Source organism: Xanthomonas arboricola (genome assembly GCF_002940665.1).
GTDB classification, from domain to species: Bacteria; Pseudomonadota; Gammaproteobacteria; order Xanthomonadales; family Xanthomonadaceae; genus Xanthomonas; species Xanthomonas arboricola_B.
The window spans coordinates 331,561-352,428 of the sequence record NZ_MIGY01000003.1; the positions used below are offsets into that span (position 1 = coordinate 331,561).

The window sequence follows — 20,868 nt, forward strand, 5'->3', positions numbered from 1 at the left end:
GGAATCGGGAATCGGGAATCGGCGTGGATGATGCGGGCCAGCGCCTGCGTGGGTGTTCGATTTCCGAGTCTTGACGGATTATTCCGATGCGGAACGGTGCGAGGTATCGGCGTGCGTGCTGCATTGAAGGCCAGCTCACGCCACGCCAGGCGCTTGATCGATTCATTGGCCTTGCATTGATCGCGCATTGGCTCGATTAGCGATTGCGATCTGCAGGCCTTGCCGCACCGGTGCACCGAGGCATGCCATTCCCATTCTCAGGATCTGCACACCGGCTTGGCCAGAGTTGCCGCATGCGCAACGGCAACGAACAACTTGGCGATCTGGTGGTGCTTGGCCCCGAAGGCCTGTATTGCCCGCAGGGCGATTTCCATATCGATCCCTGGCGGCCGGTGGCGCGTGCGGTGATCACCCACGGACACGGCGACCACGCGCGCGGCGGAATGGGCGAATACCATTGCACGCACGAAAGTCTGCCGATCCTGCAGTGGCGCCTGGGCGAGCAGGTCTATCACACGCATGCCGACGGTGAAGCGTTCGATCTGGGACGTGCGCGGGTGTCGTTGCATCCGGCCGGACATGTGCTCGGCTCGGCGCAGGTGCGCATCGAGGTGGATGGCGAAGTCTGGGTTGCCTCGGGCGACTACAAACGCCAGCACGACCCCACCTGCAAACCGTTCGAAGTAGTGCCCTGCGACACCTTCATCACCGAGGCGACCTTCGGGCTGCCGGTGTATCGCTGGCCGGACACCTCCGACGTGGCCGCCGACATCGTCGCCTGGCGCCACGAATGCGCCGCGCGGGGCGAGGCGGCCATCCTGTACTGCTATGCCTTGGGCAAGGCGCAACGCGTGCTGGCCGAATTGCGCGCCTGGGACACGCAACCGGCGTTGCTGCATGGTGCGATCGCGGTGGGCGTGGAGGTGTATCGTCAGGCCGGCATCCCGATGCTGGACACCCAACCGGTCAGCGAGCACGCGCGTGGCGCCGACTATGCCGGGCAATTGGTGCTAGCGCCGCCATCGGCGGCGGGCAGCGCCTGGATCCGTCGCTTCCGGCATGCGCAACAGGGCTTCGCATCGGGCTGGATGCGCATTCGCGGCAATCGCCGTCGGCGCAATTACGACCGCGGCTTTGTGGTCTCCGATCATGCCGATTGGCCTGACCTGCTGCGCACCATCGAAGACACCGGCGCACGGCGGGTGATTGCCACCCACGGCAATACCGACGCGTTGATCCAGCACCTGCTGGAACGCGGCGTGGCTGCCGAGGCCTTCCGTACCGATTTCGGAGCCGAGGAATGAACCCCTTGCCTGCACGTCGTTATGCGCGCGCGCGCCCACGGATCCGTTTGACCGGTGCGCTCGCGTTCCGTCGCCATGCATTGGCATTTCGCGTGCACCGCGCACTGCCGGCGGCGGTGATCGGACCGCCACGGCCTTACCGGCGCCCGCGCTGTCTGGGCGCATTTACCCGGCGCGCGCTGGAGCTGCGTGCTGCCGACAACCGCAGCAACCTGCAGGGCCCGGCGTGAAGCGATTTGCCGCGCTGTACCGCACTCTGGATCGCAGCACCGGCACGCTCGACAAGCGTGCGGCCCTGGTCGCCTATTTCAGCAGCGCGCCGCCGTTCGATGCGGCGTGGGCGCTATACCTGCTGGCCGGTGGCAAGGTGGCCAGCACGCGCATGCGCATCGCCAGCAGCGGCGAACTGCGCGAATGGATCACCGACACCGCCGGCATCGCCGACTGGCTGGTGGCCGACAGCTACGACCATGTCGGCGATCTGGCCGAGACCTTGGCCTTGTTGCTGGATGACCCGACCACCGAAGCGGCCGATCTGCCGTTGGCCGAGTGGATCGAACAGCGGTTGCTGCCGATCGCCAACCAGGACGTGGAGGTGCGCAAGGCCTGCATCGTGCAGGCGTGGCGCAGCCTGGCCTTCGACGAGCGCCTGGTCTTCAACAAGCTGCTGACCGGGGCCCTGCGCGTGGGCGTGTCACAGCGACTGGTACAGCAGGCCCTGGCGGAAATGTCCGGGGTAGAGATCGCGCGCATTGCGCAGCGCATGCTCGGCAGCTGGCGGCCGCATCCGGGCTATCTGGCCACCCTGCTGACCGCCGAAGAACTGCCCGGCGATCGTCAACAGCCCTATCCGTTCTTTCTCGCATCGCCACTCGAGGCCGAGGTCGAGACGCTGGGCACGGTCGCTGACTGGTTGCTGGAATGGAAGTGGGACGGCATTCGCCTGCAGCTGATCCGACGGGCGGGCGACGCGGCGTTGTGGTCGCGTGGCGAGGAACGTCTGGATGGCCGTTTTCCGGAGATCGAACAGGCCGCGCTGCAGTTGCCCGACGGCACCGTCATCGATGGCGAGCTGCTGGCCTGGCAACCGGAGCAACCCTTGCCGATGCCGTTCACCGCCTTGCAAACGCGTATCCAGCGGCTCAAGCCCGGGCCGAAGACATTGGCGGCGGCGCCGGCGCGCGTGGCCGCCTACGATCTGCTCGAGCTGGATGGCGAGGATTTACGCGAGCGCCCCTTGCAGGAGCGTCGCGCATTGCTGGAAGGCGTGCTGACCACGCTCGCCGACCCGCGTATTGTCGCCTCGCCACTGGTGCAGGCCGGCGACTGGCAGGCGGCGGCGCAAGTGCGCCTGGATGCACGCGAACGCGGTGTCGAAGGACTGATGCTCAAGCGTGCCAACTCGACCTACCAGTCGGGCCGCCGACGCGGCGACTGGTGGAAATGGAAGATCGACCCGCTCACCATCGATGCGGTGCTGCTGTACGCGCAAGCCGGCCATGGCCGGCGCAGCACGCTGTATACCGACTACACCTTCGGGCTGTGGCACGAGGGCCAGCTGGTGCCGATCGCCAAGGCCTACTCGGGTCTGGACGACAAGGAGATCCTGCAACTGGATCGCTGGATCCGCGCCAATACCACCGAGCGCTTCGGCCCGGTGCGTGCGGTCACCGCGCATCATGTCTTCGAACTGGGGTTCGAAGCGGTCAACCGCAGCGCGCGGCACAAATCCGGCATTGCGGTGCGTTTTCCGCGCATTCTGCGCTGGCGGCACGACAAACCGATGCGCGAGGCCGATCACCTGAGCAGCCTGCAGGCGCTGGCACGGTGAGTGCTGCGCCGCAGACACGCGGCACGCCCCTGCAACAATGGCGTGCCTGGTTCGCGCAGCGCGGTTGGGCGCCGTTGCCGTTTCAACGCGATGTGTGGAAGCGCTATCTGGCCGGCGAATCCGGCTTGCTGCATACGCCCACCGGCAGCGGCAAGACGCTGGCGGCCTTCGGTGGGCCGCTGCTGGAGGCCCTGTCCATACGTGGACGCAAGCCGGCGATCAAGCCAGCCACCACGACCGCACGACGCCAGCAGCAACGCACGCTGCAGGTGCTGTGGATCACGCCCTTGCGCGCGCTTGCTGCCGATACCGCACGCGCCCTGCGCGAGCCGGTGGAGGCCTTGGGGCTGGATTGGCAGGTGGGCCTGCGTACCGGCGATGCCAGCGCGCGCGACAAGCGGCTGGCGCGCAGCGGCAAGCTCGACGTACTGGTCACCACGCCCGAATCGCTGGCCTTGCTGTTGTCGTATCCCGACACCGCGCCGCAGTTGTCGGCGTTACGCTGCGTGATCGTCGACGAATGGCATGAGCTGCTCGGCAACAAGCGCGGCGTGCTGCTGCAGCTGTGCCTGGCGCGGCTGCGTGGCTGGGCGCCGCAGCTGCGCATCTGGGGCCTGTCGGCAACGCTGGGCAATCTGGCGCAGGCGCGCGACGTGCTGTTGCCACATCGCCCCGATGCCGCGCTGGTGTCGGGCGTCAAACCCCGCGCGATGACCTTGGAGACGCTGCTGCCCGACAGCGGCGAGCGCTTTCCGTGGGCCGGGCATCTGGGTCTGGCGCAGCTGGCGCGCGTGTTGCAGAAGATCATGCAGCAACGCACCAGCCTGGTGTTTACCAATACGCGCGCACAGGCCGAGTTGTGGCATCAGGCCTTGAGCGCGGTGTGGCCGGACGATCCGGTCACGCTCGCGCTGCATCACGGTTCGCTGGACCCGTCCTTGCGTGCGGCGGCCGAACAAGGCTTGCGCGACGGCAGCCTGCGTTGCGTGGTCGCCACCTCCAGCCTGGACCTGGGCGTGGATTTCCCGGCTGTCGATCAGGTGCTGCAGGTCGGCAGTCCCAAGGGCATTGCACGCCTGCTGCAACGTGCCGGCCGCGCGCGCCACCGTCCGGGCGAATCCGGGCATGTGGTGTGCGTGCCCTCGCATGCGCTGGAACTGGTGGAATACGCCGCAGCGCGGCGCGCCATCGTGCATGGCCAGATCGAAGCGCGACCGCCACCGCGCCTGTCGCTGGACGTGCTGGCGCAGCACTGCGTCACCCTGGCACTGGGCGGCGGCTTTCAGGCCGATGCCTTGTTTGAGCAAGTGCGCGGCACCGATGCATTTGCGGCGCTGGATCACGCTACCTGGCAGGCGGTGCTGGACTTCATCGTGCAAGGCGGCAGCGCGCTAGCGCATTACCCGGATTTCCATAAGGTCGTGCGCGACGAAGAAGGCGTGTATCGCGTCATCGATCGGCGCGTCGCGCTGCGGCATCGCTTGTCCATCGGCACGATCACCAGCGACGGCAGCGTGCGCGTGCAGTTCCTGCGCGGCGGGCGCCTGGGTGCGGTGGAAGAACAGTTCGTCGGCCGCCTGCGCCGTGGCGATCGTTTTCAATTCGCCGGCCGTCTGCTGGAGCTGGTGCGGCTGGAAGACATGACCGCCTACGTGCGCGTGGCCAAGGGCGGCAGCGGCGTGGTACCCAAGTGGATGGGCGGACGCATGCCGTTGTCGTCGGCACTGGGCCGCGAGGTCGAAGCGGTGTTTGCCGATCCCGGCGACGCACCGGAAATGCAGGCGCTGGCACCGTTGCTGCGCCTGCAGGCGCAGCTGTCCTCGCTGCCCGGCCCTGACCATTTACTGGTGGAAAGCATCAAGGCGCGCGATGGCCGGCACGTGTTCGTGTATCCCTTCGCCGGCCGCCAGGTCAATGAAGGCCTGGCTGCGTTGCTTGCAGCGCGCTGGGGCCGGCGTCAGCGTAATACATTCAGTTTTGCTGCCAACGACTACGGTTTCGTGTTGTCGCCGGCGCAGGATGTGGAACTGGATGCGGGCGTCCTGCAGGCGCTGCTGTCGCCGGAGGGCTTGTTCGCCGATCTGCGCGACAGCCTCAACCTGGGCGAACTGGCGCGCCGCCAGTTCCGCGAGATCGCGCGCGTCGCCGGCTTGCTGTCGCCCTCGCTGCCCGGTCGTGCACCACGCAGCCTGCGTCAGCTGCAGGCCTCCAGCGGATTGCTGTACGACGTGTTGCAGCGTTTCGATCCCGATCATCTGTTGCTTGCCCAGGCCGAGCGCGAAGTGTTCGAAGGCCAGCTCGAACTGGCGCGGCTTGCGCATGCCTTGGAAGATTGCGCGCGGCGCGAACTGCGCTTGTGCAAACCGCGCAGCCTCACCCCATTGTCGTTTCCGTTATGGGCCGAACGCGTGCGCGGCCAACTGAGTACCGAAGACTGGAAGGCCCGCGTGTTGCGCGCTGCCGAACAACTGGAGCGTAAACATGGGCGATAGCGTGCAGCTGCAGCTGGCCGGCGAAACAGTGGAACTGCTCGGCGAACGCGCACTGTATCGACCGGCGCAGCGCGCCTTGCTGATCGCCGACCTGCATCTGGGCAAGGCCGATGTGTTCCGTCGCGCCGGCATCGGGATGCCGGCCGGCGGCACTGCGCACGATCTGGAGCGGCTGGATGTGCTGCTGGAACGGCGCGCCGTGGACGCGTTGTGGATCCTCGGCGACCTGCTGCACGGACCGGTGCCGCGCGCGGCCTGGCATCGTCGCTGGAGCGCCTGGCGCGAGCGCCATTGCGCCTTGCGCGTGATCGCCATCCGCGGCAATCACGACCGCGCATTGGCGGGCGCCGATCTGCATATCGAGGCGGCCGGCGAACAGGTCGAAGATGGCCCCTTCGTGCTGCGCCACGATCCACTGCCGCATCCGACCGGGCACGTGCTGTGCGGGCATCTGCATCCGCTGGCCGCGCTGCCCGGCATGTCGCGTCGCTGGCCGGCGTTCTGGCTGCGCGAGCGCGTCACCATCCTGCCGGCGTTCTCGCATTTCACCGCGGGCATCGTGCCAACGCTGGTCGAAGGCGAACGTCTGGTTGCTTGCGTGGAGGACGATGCGCTGGCATTGCCGGTGCGTTAACGGGCGCGGCGCTGCGTGGACCGATGCTTCATCTATGCGGCCGCTTCGGCGTTGTCGACGTCAACACGCGGCACCGGTTGCGACAACGCATCCACAAACTCCGGCGCCAATGCCAACTTGCCGAACCAGCCGTGCTGGGTCCCGCTGAGCACGCGCAGCATATGCCCGCGTCCTCCGGGCACGCGTCCCATCGGGCGCATCAGCAGATCGCGTCCGTGCGCCCAGAGATCGCGTTCGGACTGGAACAGCGGCGTCAGCCAACGACTCCAGCGGTGATAGATCGCCACATGCGCCTGCCGCTCGCGCTGATAGTGCTGCAAGGCCGCATCCAGATCGGCGCCGACCCGCAGCGCGTCGCGCATCGCCAACGCATCCAGCAGCGCCATGTTGACGCCCTGCCCCAGCTGCGGACTCATCGCATGCGCGGCATCGCCGGCCAGCACGAAACGGCCGCGATGCCAGCGCGTCACCACCGCGTCGCGATAACTCGCACGCGCCAATGCGCCATGCACCTGCACGCTGTCCAGACGCGCATGCGCCTGCGGCCACATCTGCGCGATCTCCTCGCGCCACGCGGCAATGCCGCGCTGTTCCCAGGCGACAAAATCGTTGCACGGCAGGCTCCAGAAAAAACTCAGCCGCGGGGTGGCGTCGCCCGGACGCGTGCCCACCGGCAGCAGGCCGATCATCTTGCGCGCGCCGATATAGCGCTGGCGCAACTCATCGACGAACGGCCAGTCCTCGCGTGGCAGCAAGCACCACAACGCACCCCACGGATACACCCGATCCAGCCGCGTGCCCTGTGCCTGCGCGCGCAAGCTCGACGCAGAACCATCGGCGGCGATGATCAGATCGTAGGGGCCGTGCCAGTGCCCGCGCTGATCCTGCACGCGCGCGCCGTCGTGATCGATCGCGGTGATCTGGGTATCCACATGCAACTGCGCGTAATCTGGCCAGGCCTCGCGCAACAGCGTAAACAAGGCGCCGCGCTGCATTCCCAGGCCCATCAGCCGCGCATCCAGATCGCGGTACTGCATGTCCATCACCGCGCGTCCGCACGGCGTTTCGCCATACAGCCGGCGCACCGGTGCGCCATGCGCGAGCGCCTGCGGCAGCAAGCCCATCTTCCACAGCACCTGCAACCCGCTGGGCTGCAGCAGGAAGCCCGCTCCCACCGGCCCGGGCGTGGCGGCACGTTCAAACACGTCCATCCGGTGCCCGTCGGCGCCCAGCAGCACGGCCAGCGCCTGTCCCGCCGTTCCATAGCCCACTACCGCAATTCGCAATGCTCGCTGCATGTCCTTCGCTCTCTGGATGGCACCTGCCCTGCAGGGACCGCTGCAAAAAAAACCCCGCCGTGGCGGGGTTCTTCAACCGCACAATCGAGTCACGTCACTCGACCGGCGTGATGTTCGAAGCCTGGGCACCCTTCGGGCCCTGGGTCACGTCATAACTGACGCGCTGGCCTTCCTGCAGGCTGCGGAAGCCCTTGGAGTTGATCGCGGAGAAGTGCGCGAAGACATCGGCGCTGCCGTCCTCCGGTGAGATGAAGCCAAATCCCTTGGCGTCGTTGAACCACTTGACGGTACCGTTCGGCATGGTGATGCGAGACCTTTGCAATAATTAATGGGTGGTGTACGGCGATGCGTACGCGCCGAGTATGCAAAGCTTATGCCCCGATGACAATCACCCGCGTGCAAGTTCGCCGATCAACTCCGGCAATCCGGACGAGGCGGCATCCACGTTGGCCAACACCTCCGCCATGGTGATTTCCTGCGCGTCGCCACAGCCGGCCGCCCAGTTGGCCACGATCGCCAAACACGCATATTCCAGGCCTTTTTCGCGTGCCAGACCCGCTTCGGGCATGCCGGTCATACCGACCAGATCGCAGCCGTCGCGACGCATGCGGGCGATCTCTGCAATCGTTTCCAGCCGCGGCCCCTGGGTTGCGCCGTAGCATCCGCCGGCAACCATCGTAACGCCGGTCACCTTGGCGGCGGCAATGACCTTGCTGCGAAACATCGGCGAATACGGATGACCGAAATCCACGTGCTGCACCTCGCTGCCTGGCTCTTCGCAGAAGGTGGACACGCGGCCCCAGGTGTAATCGATCAGCTGGTCCGGACAGGCCAGCACGCGCGGACCGAACTGCTCGGTGATGCCGCCGACGGTGTTGAGCGCCAGTACGCGCGCAGCACCGATTTGCTGCAGCGCAGCGACGTTTGCGCGGTAATTCACCTTGTGCGGCGGCAGCGAATGGCCCTCGCCATGCCGCGCCAGGAACGCCACGCGGTGGCCCAGCAACATGCCCACCCGGATCGGGCCGGAGGGCGCGCCATACGGCGTCTCGATGACATGCGTCTGCACCTGGTCCAGCTGTGCGAGCTTGTAGACGCCGGTGCCGCCGATGACGGCCAATGCGATGGAATTGGAGGACACAAGCAACCTCTGCAACGAAAGACAGGACGGTGGCGCGCAGGCCTGCGCGCCGGGCTGCCCGCAGCGACGCGGGCAAACTGCGGCAGTTACTGCTTCATCGCGTAAATGGCGGGAATGCCGCGCAGCTGCTCGTTGACGTCCATGCCGAAGCCGAACACGTAACGGTCGGCCACTTCCACGCCCACATAGTCGGCGGCCACGCCGGGCACGCAGCGGTCGTGACGCTTGACGGTCAACACCGCCACGCGCACGTCGGTGGCGCCCTGCTCCAGGCACCACTGGCGCACGCCCTGCAGCGTGTAGCCCTCGTCGAGGATGTCGTCGACCAGGATCACCCGGCGGCCGAACAGCGCAGTGGCCGGACGGTGCTTCCACACCAGCTCGCCGCCGGTGGTTTCGCCGCGATAACGGGTGGCGTGCAGGTAATCGAACTGCAGGTCCTGGCCGCGTGCGCCCAGCTCCAGCGCCAGCTGGCCGGAGAACGGCAACGCGCCGTGCATGATGGTGAGATACACCGGCACTTCGCCGGCATAGTCGCGCGCGATCGCGTCGGCAATGCTGGCGACCGCCGCATCGATGGCGGGGCGGTCGACCAGCAGGTCGGCTTGGGCCAGGGCCTGGGAAATGGTGAGCGTGGACATCAGGCAGTTGTTCCGAAAGAGGCGGAAAGGGGAGTGGTGAATGAGGCGTCGGAGCCGGCGAGCAGGCCATCCCAGCCCAGCGCGCCGCGTCCGATCAGGCCGATCAATGCTGCGGTATTGAGGCTGCGGCCGGCCACGGCCTGCAGCGATTCGTCGACCAGTTCCGGGTGGCAGACCAGCACCACGTCGCAGCCGGCATCCAGATGCGCATGCACCCTGCCCGCCACGCCGCCGGCGCTGAACGAGGCGGCCATGCCGATGTCGTCGGAGAACACCACGCCGCGAAAGCCCAGTTGCCCGCGCAGGATCTGCTCGATCCAGCGCTGCGAATAGCCGGCCGGTTCCGCGGCGACCTGCGCATAGACCACGTGCGCCATCATCACCGCATCGGCGCCGGCCTCGATGCCGGCCATAAACGGCAGCAGATCTTCGGCCAACAGGACTTCCAGCGGGCGCGGGTCGCTGGCATGGTCGACGTGGGTGTCTTCCAGCACAGTGCCATGGCCGGGGAAATGCTTGAGCGTGGCGGCCATGCCGGCACCGTGCAGCGCCTGCACATAGGCGCGGGTGAAGCTGGCCACGATCTGCGGGTCGTCGCTGAAGGCGCGATCGCCGATGGCGCGGTTGCCACGGCCCAGATCCACCACCGGTGCGAAGCTCAGGTCCACGCCGCTGGCACGCACTTCGCTGGCCATCAGCTGCGCATGCGCGCGCGCCGCAGCGAGCGCGGCCTCGGGGTCCTGCGCGTACTGCGCGCCGAAGCTCTGCAGCGGCGCCAGGGCGCTGTAGCCGTCGCGAAAGCGCTGTACGCGCCCGCCTTCCTGGTCGACGCAGATCAGCACCGGGCGCGGTGCGGCCGCGCGGATGGATGCGGACAGCTCGGCCACCTGCGTGCGCGAGGCGAAGTTGCGCGTGAACAGCACCACGCCGGCGACCGCGTCGTGCTGCAGCCAGTCGCGTTCCTGTGCGCTGAGTTCGGTACCGGCAACGCCGATCAGAAGCATGTTGGGGGACTCCCGGGCCAGGCGCCACGTTGGCGCAGCGCGGCATTGTCGCAGATGCGCGTTGCAGCGTCAGATCGCGCATTCAGGCAGGCCCGTGTTTCCGGCCGTCTCGGCCCGGCCGCTGCACGCCGGCTGCACCTCAGAGCCGCTCCAGATTCGCCCGCCAATGCGCGGCCTGCGCCTGCACCTGTTCCAGCGCAGCCGGTGCCATGGCGTCGAGCTGCCGGTACGGCAGCGCCAGGCGCTCGTTGGCACCCAGCAGCGTGCGCTGCCGTGCCAGGAAATCCCAGTACAGCGCGTTGTACGGGCAGGCCTGCGCGCCGACCCGCGCCTTGCGCTGGTACCGGCAGCCACCGCAGTAATCGCTCATGCGGTCGATATAGGCCGCGCCGCTGATGTACGGCTTGCTGCCCAGCAGGCCGCCGTCGGCGAACTGGCTCATGCCGACCGTATTGGGCAGCTCCACCCACTCGAACGCATCGATATAGACGCCCAGGTACCAGCGATGCAGCGCCTGCGGATCCAGTCCTGCCAGCAGCGCGAAATTGCCGATCACCATCAGCCGCTGGATATGGTGCGCATGCGCGTTGGCCAGCGAATTGCCGATCGCATCGGCCAGACAGCGCATGCCGATCTGCCCGTCCCAGAACCAGTGCGGTAGCGGCGCATGCTGAGCGAGGCGATTGGACTGCGCGTAACCGGGCATCTGCGACCAATACACGCCGCGCACGTATTCGCGCCAACCCAGGATCTGGCGGATGAAGCCTTCCACCAATGCCAGCGGCGCATGCCCGTCATGCCATGCCGCTTCCGCACGCGCGATCACCTCGCGCGGATGCAGCAGCTTGACGTTGAGCGCAAACGACAACAGCGAATGGAACAGCCGCGGGCTGCGCGTGCTCATCGCATCTTCGTAGCGACCGAAGTGCGGTAGCGCATGCGTGACGAAGGCATCCAGGTGCTGCAAGGCTTCGTCGCGGTCCAGCGGCCACGGCAGCGCGTCGGCATTGGGCGCGCCGAAGCTGCGTACCCCGGCTGCCTCGATGACGCTCCACAGCGCGCGGTGATCGTGCGCTGCGCGCCACTCCTGCGGCGCGGGCGGATCGCCCGGCCATGGCGCACGGTTGTCGTGATCGAAATTCCAGCGCCCGCCGTCCGGCTCGCCTGCGGCATCGAGCAGGATCCGGTGGCGCCGACGCATGCGCCGATAGAACGCTTCCATGCGCCATGCGCCGCCCGCGCGAAAACACCCCGCCACCTCATCGCGTTCGCTCAGGAAATGCTCGCTGCCGACCATGCGCGTGGCGAACGGCTGGCGTGCGCGCCAGTGCTGCAATGCTTGGTCCAGCCGCCATTCGTCCGGCGCCTGATACTCCAGCTGGCCGGCGCGGTAATGCGCCATCAGCGCGTCCAGATTGGCGGGAATCGATTGCCGATTGCTGGGGCTGTCGATGGCCACGTAACGCACCCGATGACCGGCCTGCCGCAAGCACGCGGCGAACGCGCGCATCGCCGCGAAGATCGCCAGGATCTTCTGCGCGTGGTGCAGCACGTAGTCGGTTTCCTCCCGCACTTCCATCAGCACGTAGACCACGCCGGCCTCGGTTGCATCGAACCAGCTGTGTTGCGGATTGAGTTGATCGCCCAGAATCAGGCGCAGCGTGTGCGCGGCTACCTGCGGATTACGCCCGGCTGCGGTCGCGTTGGGATCGCTCATCTATGCCGGACTCCTGCATGCCAGCAGCGCCTGGCAACGATTGAGCTCGCAGGGGCATGCGCACTGCACGGCGGCACGTGCTCCGTCATGCCTGCGCGACCAATCTGCGTTGGCGAACGGCCTGGTGTGCGTAGGCCTCCTGCATCCAAGTGCCAGTGCCTCTCCCGCTGCGCTTGCCACGCATCAATCCTGCCCGCTGCAGGCGGCATCGCCAGCGCACACACGCCTTGCCAACGCCACACCGCTTTGCCAGGCACCTTCGACCTTGCCCCCGGCCAACCAGTCGCCGCAGATGCCGATACCCAGCCGCGCCTCCCAGGCACAGCCGATCTGCAAGGCCGGATCGGTGCTGGCAACCGTCCAGCGATAGGCGTCGCAGGACTGCGGCGTTGGCAGACCAAGCGCGGCCAGTGCCGGCAACACGCTGGCAATCACTGTTGCGGGCGTCGCGCCGAGATGCGCCTGGCTCCAAGCGGCATTGGCGTGCAGCAGCCAGGTTTCCACGCCCTCTCGCCCCGGCTTGCTGGAGTTGCGTGCCGCCCAGTGCAACGGGCCGGCGTTGACGAACAGGGCGTCGTACCCGGGGTCGACCGGCATGTCGAAACGCGCCACCACCGCCCAGGCCGGCCGCATCCGCGCGCCGGCGGCAAGCGTCGCCAGCGTGGGCGCGATGTCCGCCAGCAACGCAGCTGCAAGCGGTGCCGGCACCGCCAGCAGCACGGTGTCGAAGCAGCAACTGCGTGTGGTCGCATCTTCCGCCACCTCCAGTTGCCAGGTGTCGCCCTCGCGCTGCAGCGATCGCACAGAGCTGCCCAACCGAACATCGAGGGCCGCCGCAAGCGCACGCGCCGGTGCGGCCATGTCCGGCACCCCGACAAAGCGCGTCAACCCGCCGTGCGACGCACGCATGTCGGCGCCATCCCAACTGGCGACGCGCGCAGGCCAGACCGCCGCGACGCCGCGCGCGATCCATGCCTCCACCACCACGGCAAACGCCTGGTCACGTGCGGTGAAATACTGCGCGCCGTGATCGCATTGCCAGCCATCGCCGCCACAGCTGCGCATGCGTCCGCCGGGCACATCGCCCTGCTCGAACAGCGTCACGGCCAATCCTGCCGCCTGCAGACGTTGCGCGCAGGCAAGCCCGGCCAACCCGGCGCCGATCACCGCAACCGTCTGCGATTGGGTGGGCGTCATTTCGTCAGCTGCGGCAGTCGCGACACGCCGCCGGCCGTTCACACCGCGCAGCCGTCCGGCCCGCAGGTATCGGGACCGCCGATCGGCGCCGATTCGGCCGTCAGCTGCAACAGTGCCTGCGCGAAGCTTTCCGGCGGCTGCGCGCCCTGGATCAGGCTGCGTCCATCGATGACGAAACTGGGCACCGCACGGATTCCCAACGTAGCGGCTTGCGCCAGTTGCGCTTCCACCGCAACGACGCCTTCGTCGCAGTCCAGCAGGGCGCGCACGCGGGCCTCGTCCAGACCGCCGGCGGCCCCGGCAGCCACCAGCGTTTCGGTGGCACCAACGTTTTGGCCTTCGGCAAAATGCGCATGGAACAACGCTTCGATCACGGCCTGGACATCGCCCTCGCGGCTGGCCAGCCAGATCAGCCGATGCGCGCGCAATGTGCTGACCTGCACCTGCCCACGCCCGAAATCGAACGGCAGGCCTTCGGCGCGCGCAGTGGCCTGGGTCTGCGCCAGCATCTGCTCCACGCGCGCGGCACCGCCGAACTTTTGCGCCAACGCATCACGTAGCGGTGTCGGTTCCAGACCGGCGTCGGGGTCCAGCTGAAACGCGTGGTAATGGATGTCCAGCGCCGGTGCCTGCGCACCGAGCGCGGCCACCGCCTGCTCGAAACGGCGCTTGCCGATCCAGCACCAGGGGCAGACCACGTCAGACCAGATATCGATGCGCATGGGCGGGGAGTGGAGATTCGTCATTGGGGATTCGCAAAGCATAAACCCAATACCAAGGCAGGGATTGGGGAGTCGCGCCGCAATCAGCCCAAGTCCGACGCATCGCTTTAGCTTTTACGAATTCCGAATGCCCAATCCCGAATCCCGACTTACAAATCCCCGCTCCAGTGCTTGAACGGGTGCGAGGCCAGCGCCAGGTTGTAATAGCGCACGTCGTCGGTGACCTCCGCGCCAGTCCATTCGGGTTTGGCGAAAGCCTCGCCCGCATCGTCGAGTTCGATCTCGGCCACCACCAGCCCGGCGTTGTCGCCGAGGAATTCGTCCACTTCCCACACATGCCCCTGGTACTGGACCAGATGCCTGCGCTTGTCGATCAGGCCGCCGACACACAGCGCCAACAGCGCACGCGCCTCGACGACCGGAATCGGATACTCGAACTCCTGCCGCGTGTGCCCCACCTCACGCGATTTCAGGTTGAGAAACGCGCTCTCGCCCTGGATGCGCACCCGTACCGACGCGTTCTGCGCACCGCTGCGCAGCGCCGCCTGGTCGTTGATATAGCCCTGCGCCATCGGGATCACCGCATGGGCGGCACTGCGCCAGCCATCGCCGGTCACCAGGAATTTGCGTTCGATTTCGATGGGCATGGGATTTTGGGGATTAGAGATTCGGGATTGGGGATTGGTCACAGCGGCTAACTGGCGGGCTTAGGGAATGCGCTCCTGCGAATCCCCAATGCCCAATCCCCAATCACCGCCTTTCGAACACCGCGATGCTCTCCACATGTGCGGTGTGCGGAAACATGTCCATCGCGCCGGCGGCCTTGAGCGTGAAGCCCTGCTCGTTGACCAGGTAGCCGGCATCGCGCGCCAGCGAGCCGGGGTGGCAGCTCACATAGACGATGCGCTCGAACTTTTTCAGTGGCAACTGCTGCAGCACTTCCAGCGCGCCCGAGCGCGGCGGGTCCAGCAGCAGCTTGTCGAAGCCCTGCCGCATCCACTCAGCGTTGCGCTGGTCTTGGGTCAGGTCGGCCGCATAGAACTGCGCGTTTGCCAGACCGTTGCGCTGCGCGTTGTCCCTGGCGCGCGCCACCAGCCCGGCATCGCCCTCCACACCGACCACTTCACGCACGCCGCGCGCCAACGGCAGGGTGAAATTGCCCAGCCCACAGAACAGGTCCAGCACGCGGTCGTCCGGCCTGGCGTCGAGCAGTGCCAGCGCATGCGCGATCATTTTCTGGTTGAGCGAGGCGTTGACCTGGATGAAGTCCAGCGGCCGGAACGCCAGCTCCACATCCCACTGCGGCAGGCGGAACGACAGTGGCACTTCCTGCGGCCACAGCGGATGCACGCTATCCACGCCGCCCGGCTGCAGGAAGATCGCAAAGCCCTGCGCCTGGGCGAACGCGGTCAGCGCCTGCAGATCGCGCTCGCTGAGCGGCTGCAGATGACGGATGGTCAATACCACCGCGTCGTCGCCGGCGATGAATTCGATCTGCGGGATGTCGCGCTTTCCGTCCAAACCTTCGACCAGCGCCGCCAGCTGCCGAACCTTCTCGCCGATCTGTGGGATCACCGTGTAGCAGACCGACAGATCGGCCACGAAACGCGGATCCAGCTCGCGAAACCCCACCAGGGTCTTGTCCTTCTTTTCGACGCGCCGGACCGAAAAGCGGCCCTTGCGCCGATAGCCCCAGGTATCGCCGACCAGGGCCGGCAACACCGCCTGCGGCGTGACGTGTCCGATGCGCTCTAGGTTGTCCATCAACACGCGCTGCTTGGCCACGATCTGCTGCGACTCTTCCAGATGCTGCAGGACGCAGCCGGCGCAGACGCCGAAATGCGGGCAGCGCGGGGTCACCCGCTGCGGCGACGCCTCCAGCACCTCCACCGTCCTGGCCTCGTCGAAATGCCGGCTGCGCGCGGTGGGTTCGGCACGCACCAGTTCGCCGGGCAAGGCGCCACTGATGAAGGTGACCTTGCCGCCCTCGCCGTCGCGGCGGGCCACACCGCGCCCGTCGTGACTGAGGTCGGTGATCGCGGTCTGGAACGGAGTACGGTCGAGGCGGTTTCGGGTTCTGGCCACGTGGCGACAAGCTGCGGGCAAAAAGGGTGCGTATTGTCGCAGATGCGATCGATCGCGGCCGCTTCGCGCTGGAGAACAATTGTCGCGCCCTGCAAACACAGGCACACTTCCGCTGCACGCGCCTGCTAGGACGCGGCATCGCTGACAAGGAGGCAGCATGAACATGGCCACACGCCACGAACCCCAACCACGACTCTTGCTGGTAGAGGACGACCCGATCAGCCGTGGCTTTCTGCAGGCGGTGCTGGGAGGTCTTCCCGCTCATGTGGACTGCGCAGACTCCTTGTCTTCGGCACTGGACCGCGCGCGCGAACGTCGCCACGACTTGTGGCTGATCGATGTCAATCTTCCCGATGGCACCGGCAGCGGCCTGCTACGCGCATTGCGCCTGCTGCATCCGGACGTGCCTGCACTGGCTCATACCGCGGACACCGCTACGGCGATGCAACGCAGCCTGCAGTCCGATGGCTTTCTGGAAATGCTGGTCAAGCCACTGACCTCCGAGCGCCTGCTGCAGGCGGTGCGTCGCGGACTGGCGCGCGGCCGCTACAGCGTGGCGCCGGTGGGTGTGGTCGACATCGCCGCCAGCGATTGGGACGAAGCGGCCGCGCTCAGCGCCCTCAACGGCCAGCAACATCATCTCAACGCGCTGCGCGAGTTGTTTCTGGCCGAGTTGCCGGGCACCCGCGATGCGGTGGACTCGGCCTTGCAGGTCAGCGACGATCAGGCACTGCGCGGCCATCTGCACCGGCTGCAGGCCAGCTGCGGATTTGTCGGCGCGGCGCGGCTTGCCGGCGCAGTGCGCCTGCTGCGCGGCGACCCGCATTCCAGCACGGCGCAGACGCAGTTCCATGCGGCGGTGGCCGCATTGCTGCACTGAAGGGCGACTGCGTCGATGTCCCCGGGCTCGGTGCAGCGTCAGCGATCGGAACAGGCGACATCGAGCACCACGCGTGCACGATGGGTCCGCATGGAGTCCAACGCGCATCCGGCTACTACTGGCCAGGTTTGGTTGACCGGCCTTTCGCTCCTCAACGCCGCCGCGCCAGATCCTCGAGCATTTCCCAGGATTTCAGCCCGCGTCCGCTCAGATGGTGCAGCAGCACGCCCCGCATGCTGCGACGCAGGCCCGGCATGTCATCGGCCATGGGCATGAGGTCCTGGCCCAACGCCAGCAGCGCCGCGCCGGTGACGGTGTCGCGCCGATCCTGTGCCATCGCCTCGCTCAGTACGCGCAACGCGCCTTCCTGAGGATCGAGCCGGTAGCGCGCCGCCGGGTCGATCGGTTGGCCGTCGCGGTCGTGCTGCAGATCGAACGCAAAGCCCAGGCCGTCGAGCACATCGCGCTCGAACTGGCGCAGCCCCCAGGCCAGCGGCAGGTCCGATGCCAGATGCGCACGCGCCTGCGCATAGCAATCGAACAACTCTGGCACCGGGTCGTTGCGCGGCGCCAGGCGCAGCAGCAATTCGCTGATATAGAAGCCGGCCAGCATGGATTCGCCCGCCAGCCGGGGTGCGGTATCCAGCGCCTCGGCCTGACGCAACTGGGCCAGTTCGCCGCGTTGCACCGCCGTGAACTGGATCAGTTGCAGTGGCTGCAGCGCGGCCCGCAAGGCCTGCTTGCGTGGCCCGTGCACCCCGCGCGCCAATAGCCCGACCCGACCATGCTGCTCGGTCAGCACCTCCACCAGCAGGCTGGTCTCGCGCCAGGCGCGCACATGCAGGACGAAACCGCGTTCGTGTTCGATCAGCATGATCTGTTATGCGGCAAGGGGCGCAACTGCAGGACAGAAGACCGGCTGCCGGCAGTGACCGCTGTGAGCCACTCCCGGCAGCGCACATGATCGCACCGGCCACCGATATCAGCCGCGGTGGCCAGGCGCGATCCGGTGCATCGGGACATCGCTTGCATCGCAGCTCCACGCCAGTGCCGGTGTAGGCGATCACTTCGGCAGGCCGTCAGCATCTCATCTGCACCGGCGCCGGCCAGGACCTCACTCGTATCCGAACGCCTTCAATGCCGCTTCGTCGTCCGACCAGCCTTCGCGCACGCGCACCCAGGTCTCCAGGAACACCTTGGCACCGAACAGGCGCTCCATCTGCAGCCGTGCCTTGCCGCCGATGTCCTTCAGACGGGTGCCGCCCTTGCCGATCACGATCGCCTTCTGGCCTTCGCGCTCGACCCAGATCACCGCGCCGATGCGCAGCAGCGCACCATCTTCGGCAAAGCGTTCGATCTCCACCGTGGTGGCATACGGCAGCTCTTCGCCGAGCTGACGCATCAACTGCTCACGTACCAGTTCCCCGGCCAGGAAGCGCTGACTGCGGTCGGTGATCTCGTCCTCGCCGAACATCGCTTCGGCCTCCGGCACCAGCTTGAGCAGGTCGCCGACCAACGCCTCCAGGCCCTTGCGCTTGAGCGCCGACACCGGATGCACCGCAGCGAACGTACGCCCCTGGCTGACCTGGGCCAGGAACGGGAACAGCGCGGTCTTGTCCTTGAGCCGGTCGACCTTGTTGACCACCAGCACCACCGGCACGTCGGCATCGCTCAGGACATTGAAGGCCAGGGTGTCTTCCTCGTCCCAACGGCCGGCTTCGATCACCAGCACCGCCGCGTCCACGCCTTCCAGCGAGCCGCGCGCGGCGCGGTTCATCACCCGGTTCATGGCGCGCTTCTGCTCGCGATGCAGTCCGGGCGTGTCGACCAGCACCAGCTGCCCCTCGGGAAAGGTGGCAATGCCCAGCAACCGGTGGCGCGTGGTCTGCGGCCGGTTGGACACGATGCTGACCTTGGCGCCGACCAGGGCATTGGTCAGGGTGGACTTGCCGACATTGGGCCGGCCGATCACCGCAACGCTGCCGCTACGATGGGGGGAAGAGGTTTCGCTCACGTGTTTGAATCCAGTTGTGCGATGACAAGGGTGGCTGCCTGTTGCTCGGCGAGGCGACGCGAGCTGCCCTGGCCTTCGGCGCGGGCGACGGGCTGTTCCAGGATGCAGGCGACATGGAACTGCTTGGCGTGTTCGTCGCCGCTTTCGCTGATCAGCGCGTAAGTGGGCAATTGCAGCTGCCGCGCCTGCAGCCATTCCTGCAGCCGCGTCTTGGGGTCTTTCTCTGCCTTGCCCACCGGCAGCGCCGCCAGCGAGGGCTCGAACCACGGCAGCACCACCGCGCGGCAGCGTTCGAAACCGCAGTCCAGGTAGATCGCCGCGACGATCGCCTCGACCGCGTCGGCCAGAATCGAATCGCGTCGATGGCCGCCGGATTTCAGCTCGCCCGGGCCCAGCGTCAGCCGCTCGCCCAGATTGAGGGTGCGGCCGATCACCGCCAGCGCTGCTTCGCGCACGAGTTCGGCGCGCGCGCGGGTCAATGCGCCTTCGTCGGCCTTGGGCCAGCGCTGATACAGTGCCTCGGCAATCAGCAGATTGACGATGCCGTCGCCGAGGAATTCCAGTCGTTCGTTATGCGGCGTCCCGGCGCTGCGATGCCGCAGCGCCTGGGCGAGCAAACCCGGATCGGCGAACGCATGCCCGATCGGATCGCTACGCTGGAAAGTTCTATTCGCCACCACGTCCGGTCATGTCCTGAGACGTCTCGAATTTACCGACAATATCCAGATTGCCGATCAATTCGCGGCGGACTTCGTAATTGACCTTCATGCGCCAGCCCCCGTCGACGCGCTCGAACTTGACGTCTTCTTTTTTGACGTTTTCCGAGTAATTGATGTACAGCCGCCGAAAGAACAGATCCTGCAACTTGGACGGATCCATGTTGGCGCTATCGGGTTCCTTGGCCAGGCCTTTCATGGCCGTGCGCACCGAATAATATTCCTGATACATCGGAAACAGCTTCATTCCGATGTACAGCGCGAACCCCACCACCGCCAGCACCACCACGAACGACGTCAACGTCATACCGCTTTGCTTGCGCTTCATTGTGCTTCCCCCGGCACGCCGTGCGTGCATTACTGGATTCCGGTTCCGATCCGCGACGGATCGAAACTCCCCTTGCAGAACCACCCCTCGCAATTGAGCCAGATCAGGAACGCCTTGCCGCGCAGGTTGGCCTCCGGCAGGAAGTGCGTCTGGGTCCAGAATCGGCTGTCTTCGCTGTTGTCGCGATTATCCCCCATCACGAAATAGCTGTCCGCCGGTACGGTCCAGTCGCCCTGCCCGGCCGGCATGTTGCGATCGACCCACTCCAGCACCGTGTGGGTGCGGCCCGGCAAGTCCTCGACCAGCAAGGTGGTGCCGGTCATCTCGGCGCCCTTGCCCTTGCCGATGTACTCGCCCTTGACCGTGTAACGCATCGGCTTGTCGTTGATGTACAGCGTATCGCCATGGAAGCCGATCTTGTCGCCCGGCAGGCCCACTACGCGCTTGATCCAGTTCTGGTCCGGCGCATGCGGCGGCTTGAACACCACCACATCGCCACGCTTGGGCTCGCCGGTGGGAATGAACTTGGTATTGGTGATCGGCAGACGGAAGCCGTAAGCGAACTTGTTGACCAGGATGAAGTCGCCGATCAGCAGATTGGGCATCATCGAACTGGACGGAATCTTGTACGGCTCGGCCACGAAGCTGCGCAGGATCAGCACCACCGCCAGGACCGGAAAGAACGCGCGCGAGTAATCGATGATCGCCGGCTCGCTGTCCAGCAGCCCGGCACGTGCGGCGCGGCGCTTGGCCAGGAACAACTTGTCCAGCAGCCAGATGAAGCCGGTGCCCAGCGTCAGCACGACCAGGGCGATTTCAAACCATTTCATTCGGGTTCCTTCGGAACGGGATTCGGGATTGGAG

The 20,868-nt window shown here is 66.7% G+C and carries 21 protein-coding genes; 6 read left to right on the top strand and 15 right to left on the bottom strand.

The features are described 5' to 3' along the window. Window positions 1–293 precede the first annotated feature (293 nt). From XarjCFBP7645_RS15070 to pdeM, 5 genes are read left to right on the top strand one after another with little or no spacing between them, the layout of a single operon-like run. Window positions 294–1,304 (top strand): ligase-associated DNA damage response exonuclease, encoded by a 1,011-nt coding sequence (locus XarjCFBP7645_RS15070; RefSeq protein ID WP_104538180.1) that lies wholly within the window; start codon window positions 294–296, stop codon window positions 1,302–1,304. Continuing rightward, the gene (locus XarjCFBP7645_RS15075) at window positions 1,301–1,534 is read left to right on the top strand and encodes a hypothetical protein (RefSeq protein WP_104538181.1); all 234 of its coding nucleotides are present in this window, start codon (window positions 1,301–1,303) and stop codon (window positions 1,532–1,534) included. The genes XarjCFBP7645_RS15070 and XarjCFBP7645_RS15075 overlap by 4 nt, the downstream gene beginning before the upstream one ends. Further along, window positions 1,531–3,135, top strand: coding sequence for an ATP-dependent DNA ligase (locus tag XarjCFBP7645_RS15080; protein WP_104538182.1), 1,605 nt, complete (start codon window positions 1,531–1,533; stop codon window positions 3,133–3,135). The genes XarjCFBP7645_RS15075 and XarjCFBP7645_RS15080 overlap by 4 nt, the downstream gene beginning before the upstream one ends. Then, the gene (locus XarjCFBP7645_RS15085) at window positions 3,132–5,627 is read left to right on the top strand and encodes a ligase-associated DNA damage response DEXH box helicase (protein ID WP_104538183.1); all 2,496 of its coding nucleotides are present in this window, start codon (window positions 3,132–3,134) and stop codon (window positions 5,625–5,627) included. Before XarjCFBP7645_RS15080 ends, XarjCFBP7645_RS15085 begins: the two co-directional genes overlap by 4 nt. Beyond that, a complete protein-coding gene (gene pdeM, locus XarjCFBP7645_RS15090; RefSeq protein WP_104538184.1) occupies window positions 5,617–6,261 on the top strand; it encodes a ligase-associated DNA damage response endonuclease PdeM in 645 nt (214 codons plus the stop codon). Before XarjCFBP7645_RS15085 ends, pdeM begins: the two co-directional genes overlap by 11 nt. Window positions 6,262–6,293: 32 nt before the next feature. Here pdeM and XarjCFBP7645_RS15095 read toward each other — a convergent pair whose 3' ends face one another. The 10 genes from XarjCFBP7645_RS15095 to rlmD all read right to left on the bottom strand — a co-directional run bounded on the left by XarjCFBP7645_RS15095 (window position 6,294) and on the right by rlmD (window position 16,066). Beyond that, entirely contained in the window at window positions 6,294–7,559 is a 1,266-nt protein-coding gene (locus tag XarjCFBP7645_RS15095) for an FAD-dependent oxidoreductase (RefSeq protein WP_104538185.1), read from the bottom strand. A gap of 94 nt (window positions 7,560–7,653) precedes the next feature. Further along, window positions 7,654–7,860 (bottom strand): transcription antiterminator/RNA stability regulator CspE, encoded by a 207-nt coding sequence (gene cspE, locus XarjCFBP7645_RS15100; protein WP_003488188.1) that lies wholly within the window; start codon window positions 7,858–7,860, stop codon window positions 7,654–7,656. 87 nt (window positions 7,861–7,947) lie between these two features. After that, entirely contained in the window at window positions 7,948–8,700 is a 753-nt protein-coding gene (locus XarjCFBP7645_RS15105) for an S-methyl-5'-thioinosine phosphorylase (protein WP_053045293.1), read from the bottom strand. An 86-nt stretch (window positions 8,701–8,786) separates the two neighbouring features. Next, window positions 8,787–9,341, bottom strand: a complete 555-nt coding sequence (locus XarjCFBP7645_RS15110) for a hypoxanthine-guanine phosphoribosyltransferase (RefSeq protein WP_016903731.1) — start codon at window positions 9,339–9,341, stop codon at window positions 8,787–8,789. Beyond that, the gene (nagZ, locus tag XarjCFBP7645_RS15115; protein ID WP_104538186.1) at window positions 9,341–10,345 is read right to left on the bottom strand and encodes a beta-N-acetylhexosaminidase; all 1,005 of its coding nucleotides are present in this window, start codon (window positions 10,343–10,345) and stop codon (window positions 9,341–9,343) included. The genes XarjCFBP7645_RS15110 and nagZ overlap by 1 nt, the downstream gene beginning before the upstream one ends. A 139-nt stretch (window positions 10,346–10,484) precedes the next feature. Continuing rightward, window positions 10,485–12,062 (bottom strand): cryptochrome/photolyase family protein, encoded by a 1,578-nt coding sequence (locus XarjCFBP7645_RS15120; protein WP_104538187.1) that lies wholly within the window; start codon window positions 12,060–12,062, stop codon window positions 10,485–10,487. A 183-nt stretch (window positions 12,063–12,245) separates the two neighbouring features. Continuing rightward, window positions 12,246–13,259: an NAD(P)/FAD-dependent oxidoreductase gene (locus tag XarjCFBP7645_RS15125; RefSeq protein WP_104538188.1), complete on the bottom strand. Its 1,014-nt coding sequence runs from the start codon at window positions 13,257–13,259 to the stop codon at window positions 12,246–12,248. A 38-nt stretch (window positions 13,260–13,297) separates the two neighbouring features. Continuing rightward, window positions 13,298–13,981 carry a DsbA family oxidoreductase gene (locus tag XarjCFBP7645_RS15130; protein WP_104538189.1) on the bottom strand — a complete coding sequence of 228 codons (684 nt, stop codon included), beginning with the start codon at window positions 13,979–13,981 and terminating at the stop codon, window positions 13,298–13,300. A gap of 149 nt (window positions 13,982–14,130) precedes the next feature. Next, complete coding sequence (locus XarjCFBP7645_RS15135; protein WP_016903736.1) at window positions 14,131–14,628, bottom strand: CYTH domain-containing protein; 498 nt, start codon at window positions 14,626–14,628, stop codon at window positions 14,131–14,133. 103 nt (window positions 14,629–14,731) lie between these two features. After that, window positions 14,732–16,066 carry a 23S rRNA (uracil(1939)-C(5))-methyltransferase RlmD gene (rlmD, locus tag XarjCFBP7645_RS15140; RefSeq protein WP_104538190.1) on the bottom strand — a complete coding sequence of 445 codons (1,335 nt, stop codon included), beginning with the start codon at window positions 16,064–16,066 and terminating at the stop codon, window positions 14,732–14,734. 157 nt (window positions 16,067–16,223) lie between these two features. On the opposite strand from rlmD, the gene XarjCFBP7645_RS15145 reads away from it, so the two are divergent. Next, window positions 16,224–16,946 carry a response regulator gene (locus XarjCFBP7645_RS15145; RefSeq protein WP_026064631.1) on the top strand — a complete coding sequence of 241 codons (723 nt, stop codon included), beginning with the start codon at window positions 16,224–16,226 and terminating at the stop codon, window positions 16,944–16,946. A gap of 151 nt (window positions 16,947–17,097) precedes the next feature. Here the strand turns inward: XarjCFBP7645_RS15145 and recO are convergent, their stop codons facing one another. The 5 genes from recO to lepB form a co-directional block, all read right to left on the bottom strand. Then, window positions 17,098–17,820, bottom strand: coding sequence for a DNA repair protein RecO (gene recO / locus XarjCFBP7645_RS15150; RefSeq protein WP_104538191.1), 723 nt, complete (start codon window positions 17,818–17,820; stop codon window positions 17,098–17,100). Window positions 17,821–18,060: 240 nt separating this feature from the next. Next, entirely contained in the window at window positions 18,061–18,960 is a 900-nt protein-coding gene (era, locus tag XarjCFBP7645_RS15155; RefSeq protein WP_026064645.1) for a GTPase Era, read from the bottom strand. Then, window positions 18,957–19,637 (bottom strand): ribonuclease III, encoded by a 681-nt coding sequence (gene rnc / locus XarjCFBP7645_RS15160; RefSeq protein WP_104538810.1) that lies wholly within the window; start codon window positions 19,635–19,637, stop codon window positions 18,957–18,959. Before rnc ends, era begins: the two co-directional genes overlap by 4 nt. Then, window positions 19,627–20,034 (bottom strand): DUF4845 domain-containing protein, encoded by a 408-nt coding sequence (locus XarjCFBP7645_RS15165; RefSeq protein WP_104538192.1) that lies wholly within the window; start codon window positions 20,032–20,034, stop codon window positions 19,627–19,629. The genes rnc and XarjCFBP7645_RS15165 overlap by 11 nt, the downstream gene beginning before the upstream one ends. Next, window positions 20,034–20,834: a signal peptidase I gene (gene lepB, locus XarjCFBP7645_RS15170; protein WP_011036465.1), complete on the bottom strand. Its 801-nt coding sequence runs from the start codon at window positions 20,832–20,834 to the stop codon at window positions 20,034–20,036. Before lepB ends, XarjCFBP7645_RS15165 begins: the two co-directional genes overlap by 1 nt. Window positions 20,835–20,868 lie beyond the last annotated feature (34 nt).